This window comes from Idiomarina aquatica (assembly GCF_004362895.1).
In the GTDB taxonomy this organism is placed as follows: Bacteria; Pseudomonadota; Gammaproteobacteria; order Enterobacterales; family Alteromonadaceae; genus Idiomarina.
Genome location: NZ_SNXI01000003.1, coordinates 56,004 through 74,298, shown reverse-complemented (window position 1 = coordinate 74,298; position 18,295 = coordinate 56,004). Strand labels below are relative to the sequence as shown.

Genomic DNA, 18,295 nt, shown 5'->3' with positions numbered 1-18,295 from the left:
CTTTTCCTTGAATGCCATTCAATCGACTAACGACTTGAACTGCTAAGAAATCCTTATCAGTTGCGGTTGGCCGCGCACTTCCTTTGAGAGCAAGTGTCTCGGTCGCTCGGTAAGCAACGCTCAACAGATTGTTATTTCCGAGCGCCATCGACATATCAAGCCGCCTGCTCATCTGGCTTCGGAAAGCTAAGCAGTAAATCACGATAGTACTCGTACTGCTTTTGCCGTAACTCAATTTCGCGTGGGAGGCCCTCGGTGATTGAACTGGTCAGTGTGTCGAATTTGTCCAAAATAGTTGCGATCTCTTTCTGTTCTGTAATGCTCGGCACCGGCACTAATAAGGTTTTAATGATATCCGCGTTTAGGTTACTAACTGAGCCACTATTGATCTTCGACGCCCAATAATTACTAACCATATCCGACGATAAAAAGTGATAAAGAAAACTTGAATCTAAGATTTCATCAAAGTCACTAATAGCGGCCCAACCATCATGGATTGCTCCGCGAATTGCTAAAATGTATGGGCGACCAAAACTCATCGAGTTAGAGATTACAAAATCGCCTGGATTTAGAACTCGCGATTTTTTTGAGCCTTCAACTGTAACTCTCTGAGCTGTACTGGTTATAAATTTAGTTCCAGGCTTCGTATCCCCAATCTTGATCCATGGGATGCCACTTTCATCTTCTGTAATATATTTAGATATGGGTCTAGGAGATGCGCCCCGTCTTACTCTGGCGATATCCCCCAAAGGCTTCCACTCCACCTCGCCCTCTTCAAAGCTGAGCAATTTATCGCGGTAGTAGTTGTATTGTTTTTTGCGTGCGGTAAGCTCGGCGGTAAGCTCGGCGGTAAGGGAGGTAAATGCGTCCAAAATTCGGACGATTTCCGCTTGGATTTGCAGCGACTTTTCTGGGTTTTCAGGGCATGGGATTGGAACCGCGATTTTTGCCAGATTGCTACTTGATACTCGACGTACTTTTGCGCCACTAATGTACTTTCGCTTTTCGTTCTGAAAAGTAGCAGTTTGAATAAAGTAAGCTAGATATTTTACATTTTGCTCGTGCCTGAAAAGCATCATATCGCCAGAAATCGCAACGTCCTGACCAAGCCACGCCAAAGGCTTCACAACATCCTCATCATTTTCGGATGTCGTGGCCAACAACAAGTCATTCTTACGAGCTTTTCGTAACTTAGCCGCTAACTCTTCCGAGACAAAAGTGAACGTCTTTTCTGCGAACAATCCATATTTTGTGTATATTTGGCCGTAATGCACAGCTGGAAACCCATTCTCGATAAAATCCTTTTTCTGTAGCCCGTTACCACGAATAAATTCACCGATTTCTCCAAACGGCTTCCACTCCACCTCAACCCCATCCAACAACCGTTCTATAAAGCTAACGTCACTCATCCCTGACCTCCTTCGAGCTTCTTCATGCTTTTGTCTTCAGTCAACAGCTGCATTTGTTGAATGGCGGTGTTATTGAGCAGGGTAAGCCGCTGCGCTTGTGGTACAGCTTGCTGAATCAGATGAGCATTTAAGGCTTCAAGATTAGCCAAACATACCAGCTGTGAAACGTTCGAGTAATCACGAATATTACCCTCTTTGTTGGGGTTTTCGTCACGCCACTGCTTAGCGGTTTTGCCAAACAGTGCCATGTTGAGTAAATCTGCCTCAGACGCATAGACGCTACCGGTTTGCTGCGGTGTTAACTCCGGAGGGATTAGGTTTTCTTTTACGGCATCGGTATGAATGTGATAGTTAATTTTAGTGAGGTGGCGTTTTACATCCCAGCCCAGCTGTTTCTGCTCGTCTTCTTTTAAGCGTTGAAACTCTTTGATTAAGTACAGTTTAAACTCGACAGAAACCCAAGCTGCGAATTCAAACGCCACGTCTTTGTGGGCATAGGTTCCGCCGTAGCGGCCAGCTTTAGATGTCAGTCCTATAGCTCGAGTTGACGCTATCCATTGCTTGGGGGTGATTGCAAAACTATTTAATCCAGCTTGGCTTTTAATCCCGTCGAATTCGACGGAATTAAAACTAGGGTTATTTAATTGCTCCCAAATACCCAGGAACTCAAGCGTATTGCGGTTGCGAAGCCAGTTTCGGATGAGATCATCAGGGTGTTCAGGGTTTTTTGATTTGGCAATATCTGTCAGACAAATAAAGTCGTCGCGTTCGACTGTTTTGATTTTTACTTCCGTGTTGAGTACAGCAATACTTTTGCTCATTTGGGCTCGCCTCCTGCGATGCTAATTCCATTTGGTGTAGTCCCTTCAATCTCCGCCACAATCGCATCAATATCGGCACGCAATTGATTAATCTTGGCAACGGTGGTTTTCAGCTCTGCGTTTATCTCGGTAATGTCGATAACTTCACGAGTGTCTTTGAGTTCTACATAACTGCTGACTGAGAGGTTGTAGTCATTCTCTGCGACTTGTTCATACGGCACTGACTTAGCGAAGTGTTCAGCATCTTCTTTAGTCTCGAACACCTTTATAATCTGCTCGATGTGCTCATCGGTGAGGTAGTTGTTGTTGGTTTCTTTTTTGAATAACTCGCTGGCGTCAATAAACTGCGTGGTGGTGTCTCGTTTATGCTTTGAGAGCACCAAAATATTCACGGCAATAGAGGTGCCAAAAAACAAGTTCGGTGCTAATGAAACGACGGTTTCAACGTAGTTGTTATCGACTAAATACTTACGGATTTTCTGCTCGGCACCACCGCGATAAAAAATACCCGGGAAGCAAACTATAGCAGCCCGGCCCTTACTCGACAGGTAATTGAGCGCATGCAGCACAAAGGCAAAGTCCGCTTTTGACTTTGGTGCCAACACGCCGGCAGGGGCAAAACGTTCGTCGTTAATCAGTGTGGGGTCTTCACTACCAATCCACTTCACCGAATAGGGTGGGTTAGAGACTATTGCGTCAAACGGTTTGTCATCAAGAAAATGCGGATCAGTCAGTGTGTTCCCCAACTGGATATTGAACTTGTCGTAGTTAATGTTGTGCAAAAACATGTTCATACGGGCAAGGTTGTAGGTGGTGTGGTTAATTTCCTGCCCGAAATAACCGTCTTGAATGCGGTGCGGGTCCATGTGCTTTCTGGCTTTCATCAGCAAAGAGCCCGACCCCACTGCTGGGTCATAGACTTTATTGACTTGTTCCTGGCCGTTAATGGCAAGCAGGGCAATTAGCTTCGACACCTGTTGCGGGGTAAAGAACTCGCCGCCCGACTTACCGGCATTGGCTGCGTAGTTTGAAATAAGAAACTCGTAAGCGTCGCCGAACAGGTCTATGTGGTTGTCTTCGAAGTTGCCGAAGTCCAAACCTGCTACACCTTTTAATACCGCTGCTAAGCGTTGGTTTTTATCTTTAACGGTACTACCTAAGCGATTGCTGGTGGTGTCAAAGTCAGCGAACAAGCCTTTAATGTCGTCTTCCGATGCATAGCCATTGGCCGAGTTTTCAATTTCACCAAAAATATTGGCAAGGTCGGTGTTCAGGCTCTCGTTTTTGTTTGCCGTTTTCGCAATGTTCTCGAACAACTGGCTTGGGTATATGAAGTAACCTTTGGTTTTAATGGCGTCGTCTTTAATGTCGTCCGTTACTACCGAGTCGTCGAGCGCTGCGTAAGTAATGCTTTCGTCACCGCCTTCTATATAGTTAGCGAAGTTTTCGCTAATGAAGCGATAGAACAGAGTACCGAGTACATACTGCTTAAAATCCCAGCCGTCGACTGAGCCACGAACGTCGTTAGCAATTTGCCATATTTGGCGCTGAAGTGCGGCGCGCTGTTGGGTACTTGTCATGTTGAGTCCATTTCCCTGGTTTTACTGTGGAGCTTTTATGCTAAGTTCTCTAGAGTACTTGGTAGTGGACGTATTTTGAAGTCTGTTTGGATTATTACGCGACGGTCAGATCAATTTTCTGCACTGTGTCTAAGCTTAAATTTTTCTCAGCATGCCATAAGTCGTATGCATCCTGCATCGCTAGCCAACTCTCAGGGCTTCTGCCTAATGCTTTTGATAAACGTAGTGCCATATCAGGACTTATACCACTTTGGCATTACTCTGAAGTATTGGATTAGACTTTCTTTAGCCCTTAAAAGTGCTTTTATAATTAATTTATGGTTTTGCAGTCCATATAAAGACTTTTATATAAATATAATTACGTCTCTTAAATAGTCTGCTACACTCTATTTATCAGTTTAAAGCCTATTTAAGGTTCTTTATATGGATTCTGAACGTGTTTCAGCCATCATTGGTCAGCGAGTCAGGCAGTATCGGTTGAATCAAGATTTAACTCAGGAGGACTTAGCGACCTTAGCTAATGTCTCACTGAATGCGGTTAAATCCGCGGAAGGTGGTAAAAGCACCTTACCGACCTATGTCGCTATTCTTCAGGCTTTGGGACATATCGACAATTTACTGGCCGCGTTCCCGGACGAGGGCGTTTCTCCTGTGCAACTACTCAAAAGTAGCACCAAACAGAAGAAGCGAGCGAGCGGTAAAACGCGTGTGAAACCCGCTGATGACAAGGAGCTGGACTGGTGATTAATACCATTGAAGTTCGCTACAAAGGTGAGCCTGTCGGTGCCTTAAGTTATAACAAAGGCGACACGGCTGCGCGGTTCGAGTACTTATCCGAATTTGTCGAAAAAGACATTCCGCTGGCGCCTTTAACTATGCCTGCTGAGAAGGCACGAATTTACTCCTTTCCGGGGTTAAATTGGGATACCTTCAGAGGGCTGCCGGGCATGCTGGCAGACTCTTTGCCCGACGACTTTGGTAATGCGGTACTGAATCAATGGGTTGCGCAACAGCCCGATCGCACCGAGCCCCTGAGTCCGCTTGAGCGACTTCAGTATACCGGTGAGCGGGGCATGGGCGCTCTTGAGTATCACCCTGCTCGTAAGAATCAAACCAACGCCAAAAACAAAGACATTGAGCTTGAAAGTTTAATGAGATTAGCGCAGGAAGTGCTCGATGCACGAAAGGGTTTTCGTCAGCGCACGCACTTTGACGACGCGGCAGACAAAGAAATGATGCAGGCCTTGTTAGCGGTTGGTACCAGCGCCGGTGGCGCAAGACCAAAAGCGGTATTGGCGTTTAATAAGGACTTCAGCCAGGTTCGTTCCGGGCAGGGGCTTGTGCCCGAAGGGTTCGAGCATTACCTGCTGAAGTTTGACGGCGTAAAAGAGCGCGACCCTTCTCAGCAAACCTTTGGCGACCCGATGGGTTACGGTGCCATGGAGTATGTGTATTACTTAATGGCCACGCAAGCCGGCATTCATATGATGCCATGCCACCTGCTGGATGAAGGCAACCGCCGCCATTTTGTGACCAAGCGCTTTGACAGAATAGGCAATGAGAAAAAGCATATTCAAACGCTTACCGCTATTAAGCACGTGAACTATCACGACATTGGTGCGTTTTCTTATGAAGAGCTGTTTCAGGTTGCCCGCCAGCTAAGGTTGCCACGGGTGGACGCTATAGACTTGTTCCGCCGTATGGTATTTAACCACGTAGCAACCAACCACGATGATCACTCCAAGAACTTTGGCTTTATGCTGGAGGGCAAGCAATGGCGGTTGAGCCCGGCTTACGATGTTGCCTTTAGCTTTAAGCCCGGAAACCCTTGGGTAGAGCAGCACTGGATGTCGTTAAATGGCAAGCGCAGCGGCCATACCCGCGCCGATTTTTATGCACTTGCAGACGTTCAGTTGCCAAAGATAGAGCGCAAAGAAATAGATGCCATTATTGATGAAGTGATAAACGCGGTGTATCAGTGGCGGGAGTTGGCCACTGAACATGAGGTGCCCAAAGCGCTTGTGGAATCAATTGACAGGCACCTCAAGTTGAAAGATTTTGCCTAATAAGGCTGGTTACTAGGAACCTTCTGCTTTCGGTTTAAGGTTTTCATGCACTTCGCTGGCATCGAAAGTTGATTCTGAGTCCGGTTGCTCACCTTTACCGAACTTAATGCTCATTATGGCTTCGACTTCGCTGTCGCGATTACCCCCTACAAAGACACCAGTTTCATAAGACGTTGATGGCCTGGTAGTGGTGCGGCACGACAATATGCCACATTCGCGAACTTGCTCGTAACGACGAGTAAAACCTACTTGAGATGTATTCTGCTTCTGCTCTTTGTCGACCAGAGTTTCACGGCTGGAAACAGTAAACCAGTCATAGTCATTTTGTTATGTGCCGGAGTCTTATTATTCTGACCATACCGCGTATTCATTCCCGCTAGGGCAGGTAAATTGAAAGCGTCGGCCACCGGGAAAGTCAAATATAGGCTTAATGACTCTACCGCCTGCGTCTTCAACGCTTTTTAAACTTTGTTCAAGGTTTTTGCTGTATAACACTACCAAGGCACTACCGGTGGCGGTTTGTGCCACTAGTTCGGACTGATAAAACCCACCATCGAGTCCGGCGTTTTGAATCGCCGCGTACTCCCGACCATAGTCCACAAAATCCCAGCCAAAGGCCTGCTGAAAAAAGCGCTTGGTTGCTTCAAGGTTCTGCGCTGGTAGTTCAATGTAATTAATTTTGCTTGAGTTCATTGTGAGCCTCGCTTAGTGCTTTTATGCGGCAACGAGCTTCTTAACCTTGAGTTCTTTACGATGTTGCTCGGCATGCCAAAGTTCATATTGAGACTGCTGGTTTAGCCAGCTCTCCGCCGAAGTATTAAATGCAATTGAGAGCCTGATAGCCATTTCAGGGCTAATACCAGCCTTGCCGTTCAGAACAGCACTTAACGTTTTCCGGCTTACGCCTAAAGCTTCCGCTGCAGCGGTTACAGATAAGCTAAGAGGTTCGAGACAAAGCTCTCGTACAACTTCACCGGGGTGGGGGGGATTGTGCATTAACATAGGAATACCTCAGTGATAATCTTCATAATTTACTATCTCGGCATCTCCATCCTCAAATCGGAAGGTCACGCGCCAATTTCCGCTGACTGTCACTGACCAAATTCCAGAGCGGTTACCGGAGAGCTCATGAAGTCGAAGACCTGGCAAATCCATATCTTTTGTGCCAGATGCCGCATTCAACCTACCGAGAATAAGCCGAAGCCTCTTTGCATGGCTGGCCTGAATCCCTGCGGTGCTACCGAACCTGAAAAACTTAGCCAAACCTTTGTGCTTGAAGTTTCGGATCACGACTAAATCGTACTCTGTAACGTATCGGGTGTCAATTTTTCTAGTTTCTGTATACTACGCATGGACACCTTGCTTAAAAAGTTATTCATCTTCGAGCTCCTCCCTAATTCGCAAAAAACTGGCAAAGCGCGGCACGCCATTATTGGTGTAGCCGTGGTACTTGTAGGTAATGATACTCCCGACAGGTGGCGGGTTAGTGCGTTCTGCATCTGTAAACCCAGTGCCAATAGAAAATTCAATGCCTTGTTGATTTCGCACGCGTAAGGCGCCGAGCATACCGGTATATTTGCCTTTGCCCGGTAAATGGGCGATAACCTCGGCCTCATCGTCGAAATAGGGTTTTAACTTCAATAAAGCGTCGCTCCTGCCAGACTGATGAGGTGCCGTTGCTAAGTGCAGCATCAGGCCTTCTGCGCCATTTTCAACCATAGCTTGCAGGTGTTTGCTTAACTCATGGTTGGAATGAAACCGTTGCTGCTTTACCGGCTTAATATGCTCAGCGTTTATTTGTTCAATTAAGCTTGAATAGTTTTTGTATCGCTGCGCAAAAGGCAGCTCGGTATCAGGCATATCAAATACCATATAGTTAACTTCACGCCAACGTTCTTGTTCCGGAATGTGGGTTCTGACTATGGCGCTCAATGCCTCAAAATTCTGGCGTGACGTCCACAACTCACCATCAAGCCAGACGTCAGGTAGTGGTGCAGTAAACCATTTGGGCGCATATATTCGGTTACCTTGCCGGGTCAGCAAGTGCTTGCCTGTCCATATTGCTCTGATACCGTCGTACTTTTCGCTGACTAAGTAGTTGCTAACGGGAATGGCAGCATTTTCTTCATACACGTTTGCCAGCTGGGTTTGCGTCGACACCTGTAGCGCAACTGCAGCATTGGGTATAAGCGCCGTGAAACACATAATGGTTAGATAAAGCAGATAACTCCTGGCGAGCCTTTGCATCCTTGCCTCCATAAAATCTCGTTGGTTATAGCGACATTACGAGAATTGCTAGTAACGATGTTAGTAGTCATAACGTCGCTTTCCAGTATGTGTTGTCGTATACAGCCCGACGAAAGTCGCTGCTTGTCGCTAAACCTCGCACTTTTCCACTCATGACGGTCCGTTAAGCCTTTCGGTGCCGCAAACAACTGCCCTCTGATGCTTAATTGTATTTCTATAAAAACTTTTATGTAGTTAACGAAGTGACTATAATGTAATTAGTTTAATAATTATTTTTACCTATGCTTTTGATTTTTATAATTATATTTAAATTTTATGTAAATAAAGGGTTCCTTTTATGGAGTTTCCGCTTCGCGTTGTGAGTCCAAGTTTTGATTCTCCGTTGACCGATACGTTGATGGAGTTGAATCATCTAAGAAAACTGCGGTTGCATGGGACCACAGCGCCGTGGATATTTTTTCAACTGAAGGAAATATTTCACATACTTGAGAGTGTTGGTTCGGCTCGGATCGAAGGAAATCGAACAACGATTTCGGAATATATTGAGCGGAAGATTGAAAAAAGCGAGCATGCTTCCGAGCGGTTTTCTGAGATAGCTAACGTCGAGGCGGCTATGGATTTCATTGAAGAAGCCATAGAAGAGGGCTCCGATATTACCCATCATTTTATTCGACAACTGCACGCACTAGTTGTTGGAGATCTAATAGCGGAGGGTGATCGCACTCCCGGAGCGTACAGAACTTGGAGTGTTGAGATATCCCAGTCTGCGCACATGCCACCAGAAGCAATTAATGTGCAAACGTACATGGATGAGCTACTGGATTTTATCAATGAGAAAAGTTCGGAAAAATATGATTTATTAAAAACTGCCATAGCGCACCATCGATTCACATGGATATATCCCTTTGGAAATGGCAATGGTCGAGTTGTCCGCTTGCTAACTTATGCATTGCTGATTAAGTATGGGTTCAATGTCAAGGACGGTAAAATTTTGAACCCAACGGCAGTCTTTTGTAACGATCGAGACTACTATTATGAACGGCTAGCAGATGCTGACCAAGGGACAGATGAGTCAGTACTTAATTGGTGTGACTATGTGTTAACAGGGATCTTGCACGAGGTCACTAAAGTAAACAAGCTACTCGACTTTGCGTTTCTATACAGAAAAATCCTTGTCCCAACGCTAGAGTTAGCGAAACAGCGTGGGTATCTTACAAAGGAAGAAGCTCGGGTGCTCAGCATCGGTATTGAAAAGCAGCAATTTAAAGCGGGCGAACTCGACGATACCTTGGATGGCCTAACGTTACGACAGCGGACTCATTTGATTGCTAAAATGAAGGACGCAGGCTTTATTAGACCACTAAAACCAAACGGTAGAACTTACAGCGTTAGCTTTATGAATAATTATTTGATGAGAAGTTTGATTCAAGTGCTTGAGAGGGAAGACTTCATTCCAGCAATTAATAGTTAATAGTACTGAATTCTTAATAGCGACTTTTTAGTCACATTGCCTTTGCTAACCTGCCTAAACAAAATCCGATAAATCCGGTTGGCAGCATCGACCTGCTCGAACACCGCGATTTATCTGCGGCTGACGTGAAGGTGCTTGATCGAATCCGGCGCGCAACCCACGAAATGAAAACCACGATTGAAATGTTCTTATGTCTTGCCCGCGAAACTGACGACGGCTTAGATGACGAGCAGTTTATGGTGATGCCAATGGTTAACCAGGCGGTCGAACAACAGCGCCATTTGCTAAATGGCAAGAATATCGATGTTGATATAGATGCGCAGGCGTATCCGAGTGTCGTCGGTCACCCACAGGCTTTTTCTATCGCGGTTAATAACTTGGTGCGTAACGCTTTTGAACATGCGTTCGAGGGGCAGGGGGCAGTAACTATTGCTATCACTGACCATGACCTTTTAATAGTGAATAAAATGAGCAACAACGCCGATGAGCGTTACACGCCAACGGATACTCCGTCCTCACATGGCTATGGTTTGGGCCTGGGTATCGTTGAACGACTGTGTGAGCGCAATGGCTGGTCGTTTTCACTGAATATTGAAGAGACGCGCGTATCCGCGCGGCTTGCCTGGTAATGGCCGCGTGCGCGTCACTCGCGTACTGTCTCCAGAATATCGTCCATTAAGTCCAGGTTATGCGCATAAACAATGCGTTGTGATTTAAACAACTGCGGTAGTTCAACGATAAACACGGTCACTAGCAGAATAACGCCCAACGGGGCAAATAACGGCAGCAGTAGCAACCCAACCACCATCAGCGCAATGTTGATAAGGCCACGGTTAGTTCTGCCCAGATAAAAGTGGTGTAAGCCGGCAATAAAAAAGTAATTTAGTACGGCGTAAGTATCCGGATCTTTTAGTTGTTGCCGTTCAAGCCGGTAGTAGTGTTTGCGTTGTTCGTCGCTGAGTTGCCGAATCTGTTCGCGCAGATGCTCTTCGCGATCGCTAAGTTCCTGCATTGTTGGCAGTGTCATGGGGAGACCTCACGGGATCATAGTGTTTGTGTACACAATCAGGATTGTTACAGCGGCGAATACGCCGCCAGCCCATTTTTAGCCCCCGACGAACGCCATAATGCGTTATCGCCTGATAGGTGTACTCCGAACACGAGGGCTCAAAATTACAGTCGATATTAAAAAAGTGCCGTGAACCGCCACGACGTTGATACCAACGAATAGCCGATAATATGGCGGTTTTCATGATGGTTAGCGCCGACCCAGCGTCAGGATAGCTGCTTCGCGTGTCCAGAATAACCAAAACCGTTTTTGTTCAAGTACCTGAAACACCATCTGCCAGCCGTTGGCGGCTTCTTCATTCAAAACCGACTCGATTTTTTTAAGCGGCAGTCCACTGGACCCTAATAACAGCGTGCCACAACCGCCTTCGGCTACGTGAATGACTTTATACTCTTTAAAATCTGACATAGGTAACTTCCTGTTTTGTTGTTGTTTTCTATAAGCTAGAGCAGTTATCGCAGAGCGTCAATACGCCAATGCATAAGCGATTAGCGCTTTTCATTGTAAGACATTCTCGAAGGCGCTAAGCAGCTCAGTGAGCTGTTTGCGGTGCTCGTCACCTAACGGCGCCAATAACTGTTGCTGGGTAGCAACGTGTGCACGCAAAACTTCTTCACTTTGGGTAAATCCCTTTTCTGTGAGCTGTACCCAGCTGACACGGCGATCATCAGGATCAGCGCTGCGGCTAATCCAACCTTGTTTTTGTAACCGGCTCAAGCGACTGGTCATACTGCCCGAGGTCACCAGCATTTGTGCAAGTAATTGGTTGGGGGTCAGCCGGTAAGGTGAACCTGAACGTCGCAATGTAGCAATAACGTCAAAACCAGCATCGGTTAAGCCAAAACGACGAAATGTTTTGCTCATGGTATCAGTCAGCTGCTTATGAATAGTTTGCATGCGACCAATTAACGCCATGGTTGAGGTGTCCAGATCGGGTATCTCATGTGCCCATTGTTGTTGAATCGTTTCTAAATCTTGCATTTATTTTTAACTCTCCGGTGAACCTAATATCAGTTAAACTGGTATTTATCTTCAATTCAAGATAAATCTATGGAGAGGCTGTTAAACAATGAAAAAATACCTTGGCGCATTATTGGCTCTGCCGATGCTAGTATTTGCACAGCAGTCCGAGCGAGTTACTGCACAGCAGTTTGTTGATCTGCAGCAGGGTCAAAATGCTCATGAAGGCTTTAGGCGGGCGCATGCCAAAGGTATTTGCGTAACCGGTGAGTTTCGCTCCAATGGCTCGCTAACCGATTATTCGAATGCTGCCGTTTTTAATAAAGGCGCTCATCCCTTTGTGGGCCGATTTTCTATTGCCGGCAATAACCCATCAGCACCGGATTTAAAAGCACCGGTGCGTAGCTTAGCGTTAAGCTTTGCAACCAGTGCAGCGCAGCAGTGGCGCATTGCCATGAATACACCGCCGGTGATGGCGGTTTCCGATCCTCATACCTTTTACCAGCAGATTAAAGCGATACAAAGTGGCACGATTGCAGAATTCTTTGCCGAGCACCCCGAGAGTGCTGACTTCATTGCCTGGAAAGATAACTACCAGCCCAGTGGTAGTTTTGCCGCCGAGCAATATCACAGTATCAACGCGTTTTACCTCACTAAGGATAATGGCGACAAGCAGCCTGTACGTTGGGCAATGAGACCAACGGTTAACGTCGCCAATACATCTTTTGACGGAGATGACGCGTTACAGAACGAGCTAACAGAACGATTGACCTCAGGTCCGGTGATTTTTGACTGGGTGTTCACGTTAGCAACGAGCGAGGATGATGAAAATGATCCCGCTGTTGGCTGGCCTGAATCGCGCGAGCAAATTGTAGCGGGGCAGATCGCCATTAATGACTGGCAGAAGCAATTAAATGGTGATTGCCATGAGATTAACTACGACCCGTTAGTTCTGCCCGATGGTATTGAAGCAACCCGCGATCCTATCCTGCGGGCGCGCTCTGCGGCCTATGCGGAATCTTACCGGCGCCGTGCGGTGGAGGTATTTAATGGTGCGTTTGAGGAGCAGCAAAATGACTAATCGCTTTTCGTTAACGATGCGCATCATGCACTGGGCAATGGCAGCGTTGCTAATCTCGATGCTAGCGGCCGGCTTACTGATGGTGCGGTCTTTAGAGCCGTGGCAATTGAGCCTGCTGACTATTCATAAAGGCTTTGGAGTGGTAGCAGCGGTTCTTGTGGTAGTGCGCCTGGTCATTCGATTGGCTTTTTCAGTGCCGCCCTTACCGCAAGGCCTGAGTCGCTTGCAGGCATCGGTTGCAAAATTATCGCATGGGTTACTCTATGCTTTGATGGTGTTAATGCCGATATCCGGCTATCTAATGCAATATCTGGCAGGTCGGCCGGTTGAGGTTTTCGGGCTGTTTCGATTACCGGCCGCACTTAGCGTCGATATCGAAGGTTATGCCATTTTCAGAGAAATGCATGGCTGGTTAGCCATCGTCTTAATCGCGCTCGTTATTATGCATGTTGGTGCTGCCTTGCATCATCACTTTATTCGCAAGGACGATGTTTTAAAAAGCATGCTTTAGCGATGTTTGTATTGAGTGGGGCAGTAGCCTCGCTCAACGCCAGCCGGGCGTAACTTTTTGTGTTTAGTATTGCGGCCGGAGACCCGCGCGCGCCACAATCGAAAGCTACCAGGCTTTAACTGCCCGCGCATAAATTTAACCACTTCCTTTTCGCTTAAACCAAATTGTTGTTCAATCGCTTCGAACGGCGTGCGGTCTTCCCAGGCCATCTCGATAATCCTGGATTGTTCGGATTCTGTAAATGTCATCAGTCCCCTGTTAATCAATGCTGTATCAAAGTGTCTACCTAAAAGCTTACGTTAAGTCGGTAGAAAACGATTATCTGCCTAACTTTTTTGCCTGTTGCGGTCACCCATTCGATGTGAGCTTTAACACGATAGGGTCCTCACAGCTATTTGCGACAAGCAAGTTATTCCCCGCCGCTTCATAAAGTGTCAGGCTTTGTTTAGGTTGACAATGAGACAGTAATTCTTCGTAACGCAATTGCCCGAGGGCATCGTAAACCAATAGCATGGAAATGCCGGAGGTAGGGCGCAGTTTTACTAGTAGGGCTAGCCACTGTTGACTTGACTGTTGGACAGTCAATATATTGATGGACGAAACATAGGTATAGCCGCTGAAGTCGTAGCTAAGTCGTGGTTTTTCGCCCGACTTTAGGATTAGGGTATTGTCCTTTACATCTGCGACTATGGGAGCACCATGCCAGGTTATACCAGATGTGTTCGCGTCGTAGGTTAAGATTGAACTAGCCGCCACTTTTTTAGCACCCACCGGAATAGAGTTCCGCCGCTCAAATCTACCAGCGTTCGATATGATGCGGGGAGTTTTTAATGCAACGTTTTCGACAACCTGCTGGTAAGCCGAGTAGCCTGAAAAGCCACTTAAAATGATGGTAATGCCGAAGGCAATGACTAATTGTTTGATGTGAGAAAAAGTAAGGTCGAAACGAAATCGACGTAAAAGAAATCGAAAAATGAAACCAAGGAGGTAACCTATACCTAGCTGAATGGCTGCATAAATGGGTAAAAATAAATAACCAAGAGCGAAAGTCGAACTGGGTCGGTCGAGAGCCGATGTAGCCTCTAAAGATACGTAGCCGTGTACCGCAAAAATAATGCAGAAGCTAAACGCAAATAAATGAGGAATCGTTGATGAAACTCTTAACGGTGTCGACATATGTTGGCTCTATTCGGAATTTGGTTTAGTTAAACTGACCTTTTGCTGCGCACGCCAGCGCTTCTCTAATGTCGCAATGGCAAAAATGTAGAGAGCAATAATCACCAGAGATACGGCTAAAAAACGCTGCTCAGGGAAGGCGTACCACGCGACAACAATCAGCACAGTTCGCGCGATGCTATGAGCGATACCAATCCAGTGCTGGATAATCCATGAAATTGGAATCCACATTAAGCCGGTTAGCACGCCTACGGTTAAGGGTAAAGAAGTGTAATCAATCAAAAAGAATGGAATCGCAATAGCATATACCGACGCGGACATCGCCACTGTCAGCATAAACAACGTGTCGAAGCTATTCTTAGGTTTGCTTTTATCGAGAAAATTTTCACCCGTAAATTTTGAGATGAACAGCGCGATATAAACAATAGAACCCGTCGCAATAAACAATAGCAATGACAGCGGGAATGGGTCTAAAAATACTGATCCTATGGCAATAATCGTCCAGGCAATCAGCCCTGATAAGGGTGTTGCCAATAGGCGACGTTGTTTAAATTCAATTCGCTGTGCTTCAAGAGAGCGTTTATCGGACATGTTTAGGTTCCAGAGAATAATCCAAGCTTTAGTTAATAAAATGTTAAGAGCTAAGTCAATGGCAGGGGAATCTATTTGTAAAGAAATAAACAGCGATAGTTATCAAGTGATTGGTCATTGAAAATAGCGGTCAGATGAATAAAGATAACCGCAAACACCGTCATAGAAAACGGACCCCGTCGATGTTAAAAATTGGTCTGGAACAGTTAGTATGAAGTGTAGGCCACGACGGGCTCGTTAATTGTTTGGGGTGGTGTTTCTGGCGATAATCAGTCACTTAAGGTATAACATAAATTAGTTTTTAATGTATTCGAAAACAAGGACTGAATCGCCACTAATTTCCTAGACACCTCTTAGTTAGATAAACTAACTGAAAAGAGAGGTGATTATGAGCGGTAAACGCTACCCCGAAGAATTTAAAATTGAAGCGGTCAAACAGGTTGTTGAACGCGGCCATTCAATATCTGACGTTGCCAAGCGGTTGGATGTCACAACGCATAGCCTTTATGCTTGGGTCAAGAAGTACGGCCCTGACTCTAAACAGCATAATGAATTGAACGACGCGCAAGCTGAAATCAGAAGGTTACAAAAAGAGCTAAAACGAACAACAGAAGAGCGTGACCTGTTGAAAAAAGCCGCGGCATACTTCGCAAAGCAGTCCGACTGAGGTATGCCTTTATCAAAGAGCACTCGGACAGTTGGCCCGTTCGTTGGTTATGCAGAATGTTGGATGTTCACCCCAGCGGTTATTATGCCTGGTGCAACAAGCCTCACTCGAAGCGTCACAAAGCCAATCAACACCTAACGGGATTGATTAAACAGTTTTGGCTCGAATCAGGTGGTGTATATGGTTACCGCAAGATCCATTCAGATTTACGGGACGTGGGTGAAGCTTGTGGCATTAACCGTGTATATCGCTTAATGCGTTCAGAGGGTCTGAAAGCTCAGGTCGGCTATCGCAAACCCCGTCACCGTGGCGGAGTGAGCCACATTGTTGTCCCGAACAGATTACAACGACAGTTTAATCCTATAGCCCCAGATGCGGCTTGGGTAACTGATATCACGCATATCCGAACACACGAAGGCTGGTTGTATCTTGCGGTGGTTGTAGACTTGTTCTCGCGCAAAGTAATTGGTTGGTCAATGCAATCACGCATTACAAAAGATATCGTACTTAATGCGCTGCTAATGGCGGTATGGAGGCGCAACCCTAAGCAACGAGTAACGGTGCATTCCGATCAGGGAAGCCAGTACACTAGCCATGACTGGCAGGCGTTCCTCAAAGCCAATGGACTGGAAGGTAGCATGAGCAGGCGAGGCAACTGTCATGATAATGCTGTTGCTGAGAGCTTCTTCCAGTTGCTGAAACGTGAACGTATCAAACGAAGGATCTACTCAACAAGAAGTGATGCTAAAAGTGATATCTTTGATTACATCGAGATGTTTTATAACAGCAAACGCAAACACGGTTCCAATAATCTGCTGTCACCAGTAGAGTATGAAAACCGTTACCGAGAACAGCTGAGAAGTGTCTAAGTTATCGGTGGCGATTCAGACGTTAATGAGAACTTTATTACAAGATAATGAACGAGTACTGCACCGAAGTTGGCTCAGTTACGTTATTTTCTTTGAGGTCGTTCTAATTGCCGTCGGCGGGGTTTTCCTTAACTTGTTATTCAATGAGGAAGATGGGCTGTTCTCGCTCGGATGGTTGCTATTTGTCCTGTGTGATGCCATAAAAGTCTGTCTGGAATATACCCGAACCAGAGTGGTTATCACCAATAAACGCATATTGGCGAGGCATGGTGCATTTTTTATTAAAGAAACAGATACGCCATTAACTGAAATTCGGAGTTACTACATCAGCCAAAGCTACATTGGCCAGTGGTTCAACTATGGATTGATTACTATTAATACTAACGCAGGCGAATACCACGCAATTGCGACTATTTATAAACCCTACGAACTGGAACAAGCAATAAAAAACGCTACTCGTGAATAGCCATAATAGTTGAAGGAAAAACGATGTTAAAAAAAATTTCCGGACTGATTGCTGTGTGCTTCGTATTTAATTGTAATGCGGTTGACTGGGAGAATAGCGAGGGGCTGCAGAAAGTTCAGGATGTGTTCACTAAATATGGCAGCCCTGAGGCGGTTGAAACTAAATTTGGCAAACCCTCATCTACATTACAAAAATCTATACAGATGCCCGGAAGCGATCGGTTTGATACATTATTAACGCTAGAGTACCCAACACAATTGTTTAGATTTCATATCATAGCGGGTCGACACCTCGATCGTAAAAATGACAAAGTCATGCTGGATAAAGTGGTTGTAACAGGCTGCGGGCCAAACTTTGAGTTTGCTGATATAACATGCCAAGGCAGACAAAACTTAATTGATGCGCTGGGTCAGCCAGAACAAGACAGCGATAATATCCTGCATTATCAGATAACCTTCGGGGATATGGGAAGCTCACCCAGTTACTTCGAAATATCAGATTTCGGGTATGTATCAAGAATTGAATACCATACCTTTATAGATTAGGTCTTTCTTAACCTACAGAACGGTCCAGTGGCCGCCGCTGAGGGTGTTGCGCAGCTCTTTTTCGTAACTTGGCTTTAGGTGGGTAACCCATACGTGTTTTACGCCGTTAACCTGGGCCAGTGTGCGTTGTAACATACCCGGCGTCATGTGCTGGGTCTTTTCAGCTACTTCGATTAAGCGATCGGGGAATGCACACTCAATCATCAGCACGTCAATAGGCGCCAGGCGGTTTAAATCAGCGACCAATTGTGCGGATTCGGTGCAGTCTGCACAAAACACGTAATGCACGGTTTCGCTTTTTACCGAGTAGCCAACAGTGGGAATTTTGTGTTTAACCGCGAACAGCTCTAGTGTCATACCGTCGTGTTCGATAATATCGCCGGCCGCGACCTCGACGAGTTCGACAACCGACTGTTGCCCGTCGATAACCCGGGTAAAATCCGGCCAAATCTCGTCGTTAAAAATATTAGTCTTCAATCGAGCCAGCGTCTCAGCGAGTCCATATACCTTGACGGGTAGGTTATCCTGCTCGAACAGGTTGCTTAAAAAGGTCGGTAACGCGGCAATATGATCCATGTGCGCATGCGTCAGGAAGATATGACGGATTCGGCTCATTTCTGCCAGACTCAAGCTGGCAAGGCCGGTGCCGGCATCAATCAGTGTCGAAGGACTGATTTGAATACAGGTGGAACCCTGTTGATTTTCGCCACTCAAACCACCACTACAGCCTAAAACACGTATTGACACTTTTATATCCTCATTGGCA

The 18,295-nt window shown here is 46.1% G+C and carries 24 protein-coding genes and 2 pseudogenes; 9 read left to right on the top strand and 17 right to left on the bottom strand.

Translation table 11 applies throughout. The features are described 5' to 3' along the window. Positions 1-155: 155 nt before the first annotated feature. The 4 genes and pseudogenes from DEU29_RS03640 to DEU29_RS03625 form a co-directional block, all read right to left on the bottom strand. Positions 156-1,409: a restriction endonuclease subunit S gene (locus DEU29_RS03640; protein WP_133538893.1), complete on the bottom strand. Its 1,254-nt coding sequence runs from the start codon at positions 1,407-1,409 to the stop codon at positions 156-158. Continuing rightward, the gene (locus tag DEU29_RS03635) at positions 1,406-2,230 is read right to left on the bottom strand and encodes a KilA-N domain-containing protein (protein ID WP_133538892.1); all 825 of its coding nucleotides are present in this window, start codon (positions 2,228-2,230) and stop codon (positions 1,406-1,408) included. The genes DEU29_RS03640 and DEU29_RS03635 overlap by 4 nt, the downstream gene beginning before the upstream one ends. Continuing rightward, positions 2,227-3,810, bottom strand: coding sequence for a type I restriction-modification system subunit M (locus DEU29_RS03630; RefSeq protein ID WP_133538891.1), 1,584 nt, complete (start codon positions 3,808-3,810; stop codon positions 2,227-2,229). The genes DEU29_RS03635 and DEU29_RS03630 overlap by 4 nt, the downstream gene beginning before the upstream one ends. 94 nt (positions 3,811-3,904) lie before the next feature. Continuing rightward, positions 3,905-4,063, bottom strand: a pseudogene (locus tag DEU29_RS03625) (HigA family addiction module antitoxin); the annotation flags it as partial. Between the two features lie 170 nt (positions 4,064-4,233). On the opposite strand from DEU29_RS03625, the gene DEU29_RS03620 reads away from it, so the two are divergent. Together DEU29_RS03620 and DEU29_RS03615 are read left to right on the top strand one after the other, a co-directional pair. Further along, positions 4,234-4,554, top strand: a complete 321-nt coding sequence (locus tag DEU29_RS03620; RefSeq protein ID WP_114982235.1) for a helix-turn-helix domain-containing protein — start codon at positions 4,234-4,236, stop codon at positions 4,552-4,554. After that, positions 4,551-5,876: a type II toxin-antitoxin system HipA family toxin gene (locus DEU29_RS03615; protein WP_133538890.1), complete on the top strand. Its 1,326-nt coding sequence runs from the start codon at positions 4,551-4,553 to the stop codon at positions 5,874-5,876. The genes DEU29_RS03620 and DEU29_RS03615 overlap by 4 nt, the downstream gene beginning before the upstream one ends. A gap of 12 nt (positions 5,877-5,888) precedes the next feature. On the opposite strand, the pseudogene DEU29_RS14260 reads toward DEU29_RS03615, so the two are convergent. The 5 genes and pseudogenes from DEU29_RS14260 to DEU29_RS03595 form a co-directional block, all read right to left on the bottom strand. Next, positions 5,889-6,191: pseudogene (locus DEU29_RS14260) on the bottom strand (CC0125/CC1285 family lipoprotein); the annotation flags it as partial. Positions 6,192-6,221: 30 nt separating this feature from the next. After that, positions 6,222-6,569, bottom strand: a complete 348-nt coding sequence (locus tag DEU29_RS03610; RefSeq protein ID WP_133538889.1) for a VOC family protein — start codon at positions 6,567-6,569, stop codon at positions 6,222-6,224. Positions 6,570-6,590: 21 nt separating this feature from the next. Further along, positions 6,591-6,878 carry a HigA family addiction module antitoxin gene (locus DEU29_RS03605; protein WP_133538888.1) on the bottom strand — a complete coding sequence of 96 codons (288 nt, stop codon included), beginning with the start codon at positions 6,876-6,878 and terminating at the stop codon, positions 6,591-6,593. A 9-nt stretch (positions 6,879-6,887) separates the two neighbouring features. Continuing rightward, positions 6,888-7,166 carry a type II toxin-antitoxin system RelE/ParE family toxin gene (locus DEU29_RS03600; protein WP_088767570.1) on the bottom strand — a complete coding sequence of 93 codons (279 nt, stop codon included), beginning with the start codon at positions 7,164-7,166 and terminating at the stop codon, positions 6,888-6,890. Positions 7,167-7,247: 81 nt separating this feature from the next. Further along, a complete protein-coding gene (locus DEU29_RS03595) occupies positions 7,248-8,123 on the bottom strand; it encodes a DNA ligase (RefSeq protein ID WP_133538887.1) in 876 nt (291 codons plus the stop codon). Positions 8,124-8,460: 337 nt separating this feature from the next. Between DEU29_RS03595 and DEU29_RS03590 the strand changes: the two genes are divergently transcribed. Both DEU29_RS03590 and DEU29_RS03585 read left to right on the top strand, forming a co-directional pair. Beyond that, positions 8,461-9,594: a Fic family protein gene (locus tag DEU29_RS03590; protein ID WP_133538886.1), complete on the top strand. Its 1,134-nt coding sequence runs from the start codon at positions 8,461-8,463 to the stop codon at positions 9,592-9,594. A 164-nt stretch (positions 9,595-9,758) separates the two neighbouring features. Next, positions 9,759-10,223 (top strand): sensor histidine kinase, encoded by a 465-nt coding sequence (locus DEU29_RS03585; protein ID WP_133538885.1) that lies wholly within the window; start codon positions 9,759-9,761, stop codon positions 10,221-10,223. Between the two features lie 14 nt (positions 10,224-10,237). On the opposite strand, the gene DEU29_RS03580 is transcribed toward DEU29_RS03585, so the two are convergent. The 4 genes from DEU29_RS03580 to DEU29_RS03565 all read right to left on the bottom strand — a co-directional run bounded on the left by DEU29_RS03580 (position 10,238) and on the right by DEU29_RS03565 (position 11,644). Continuing rightward, the gene (locus tag DEU29_RS03580; protein ID WP_243734463.1) at positions 10,238-10,621 is read right to left on the bottom strand and encodes a TM2 domain-containing protein; all 384 of its coding nucleotides are present in this window, start codon (positions 10,619-10,621) and stop codon (positions 10,238-10,240) included. Then, positions 10,593-10,847 carry a membrane protein insertion efficiency factor YidD gene (yidD, locus tag DEU29_RS03575; protein WP_432206866.1) on the bottom strand — a complete coding sequence of 85 codons (255 nt, stop codon included), beginning with the start codon at positions 10,845-10,847 and terminating at the stop codon, positions 10,593-10,595. Before yidD ends, DEU29_RS03580 begins: the two co-directional genes overlap by 29 nt. 5 nt (positions 10,848-10,852) lie before the next feature. Next, a complete protein-coding gene (locus DEU29_RS03570) occupies positions 10,853-11,071 on the bottom strand; it encodes a DUF4177 domain-containing protein (protein ID WP_133538884.1) in 219 nt (72 codons plus the stop codon). Between the two features lie 90 nt (positions 11,072-11,161). Beyond that, positions 11,162-11,644: a MarR family winged helix-turn-helix transcriptional regulator gene (locus tag DEU29_RS03565; RefSeq protein WP_133538883.1), complete on the bottom strand. Its 483-nt coding sequence runs from the start codon at positions 11,642-11,644 to the stop codon at positions 11,162-11,164. 88 nt (positions 11,645-11,732) lie between these two features. Between DEU29_RS03565 and DEU29_RS03560 the strand changes: the two genes are divergently transcribed. Both DEU29_RS03560 and DEU29_RS03555 read left to right on the top strand, forming a co-directional pair. Beyond that, complete coding sequence (locus DEU29_RS03560; protein WP_133538882.1) at positions 11,733-12,704, top strand: catalase family peroxidase; 972 nt, start codon at positions 11,733-11,735, stop codon at positions 12,702-12,704. After that, positions 12,697-13,215, top strand: a complete 519-nt coding sequence (locus tag DEU29_RS03555) for a cytochrome b (protein WP_133538881.1) — start codon at positions 12,697-12,699, stop codon at positions 13,213-13,215. Before DEU29_RS03560 ends, DEU29_RS03555 begins: the two co-directional genes overlap by 8 nt. Here the strand turns inward: DEU29_RS03555 and DEU29_RS03550 are convergent. The 3 genes from DEU29_RS03550 to DEU29_RS03540 form a co-directional block, all read right to left on the bottom strand. Then, positions 13,212-13,463, bottom strand: a complete 252-nt coding sequence (locus DEU29_RS03550) for a TIGR03643 family protein (protein WP_133538880.1) — start codon at positions 13,461-13,463, stop codon at positions 13,212-13,214. The genes DEU29_RS03555 and DEU29_RS03550 overlap by 4 nt on opposite strands. Before the next feature lie 100 nt (positions 13,464-13,563). Next, positions 13,564-14,391, bottom strand: coding sequence for a hypothetical protein (locus tag DEU29_RS03545; RefSeq protein WP_133538879.1), 828 nt, complete (start codon positions 14,389-14,391; stop codon positions 13,564-13,566). A gap of 9 nt (positions 14,392-14,400) precedes the next feature. Then, on the bottom strand, positions 14,401-14,982 hold the full coding sequence (locus DEU29_RS03540) for a DUF7010 family protein (RefSeq protein ID WP_133538878.1): 582 nt from the start codon (positions 14,980-14,982) through the stop codon (positions 14,401-14,403). Positions 14,983-15,370: 388 nt separating this feature from the next. On the opposite strand from DEU29_RS03540, the gene DEU29_RS03535 reads away from it, so the two are divergent. From DEU29_RS03535 to DEU29_RS03525, 3 genes are all read left to right on the top strand, one after another. After that, a protein-coding gene (locus DEU29_RS03535) for an IS3 family transposase (RefSeq protein ID WP_133538877.1) occupies positions 15,371-16,518 on the top strand; the annotation gives its coding sequence in 2 pieces (ribosomal slippage) (positions 15,371-15,617 and positions 15,617-16,518; 1,149 coding nt in all). Between the two features lie 25 nt (positions 16,519-16,543). Beyond that, positions 16,544-16,984, top strand: a complete 441-nt coding sequence (locus DEU29_RS03530; protein ID WP_133538876.1) for a PH domain-containing protein — start codon at positions 16,544-16,546, stop codon at positions 16,982-16,984. A 23-nt stretch (positions 16,985-17,007) separates the two neighbouring features. Continuing rightward, positions 17,008-17,529: a hypothetical protein gene (locus DEU29_RS03525; RefSeq protein WP_133538875.1), complete on the top strand. Its 522-nt coding sequence runs from the start codon at positions 17,008-17,010 to the stop codon at positions 17,527-17,529. 12 nt (positions 17,530-17,541) lie between these two features. On the opposite strand, the gene DEU29_RS03520 is transcribed toward DEU29_RS03525, so the two are convergent. Next, on the bottom strand, positions 17,542-18,276 hold the full coding sequence (locus tag DEU29_RS03520) for a 3',5'-cyclic-nucleotide phosphodiesterase (RefSeq protein WP_133538874.1): 735 nt from the start codon (positions 18,274-18,276) through the stop codon (positions 17,542-17,544). Positions 18,277-18,295: the final 19 nt, after the last annotated feature.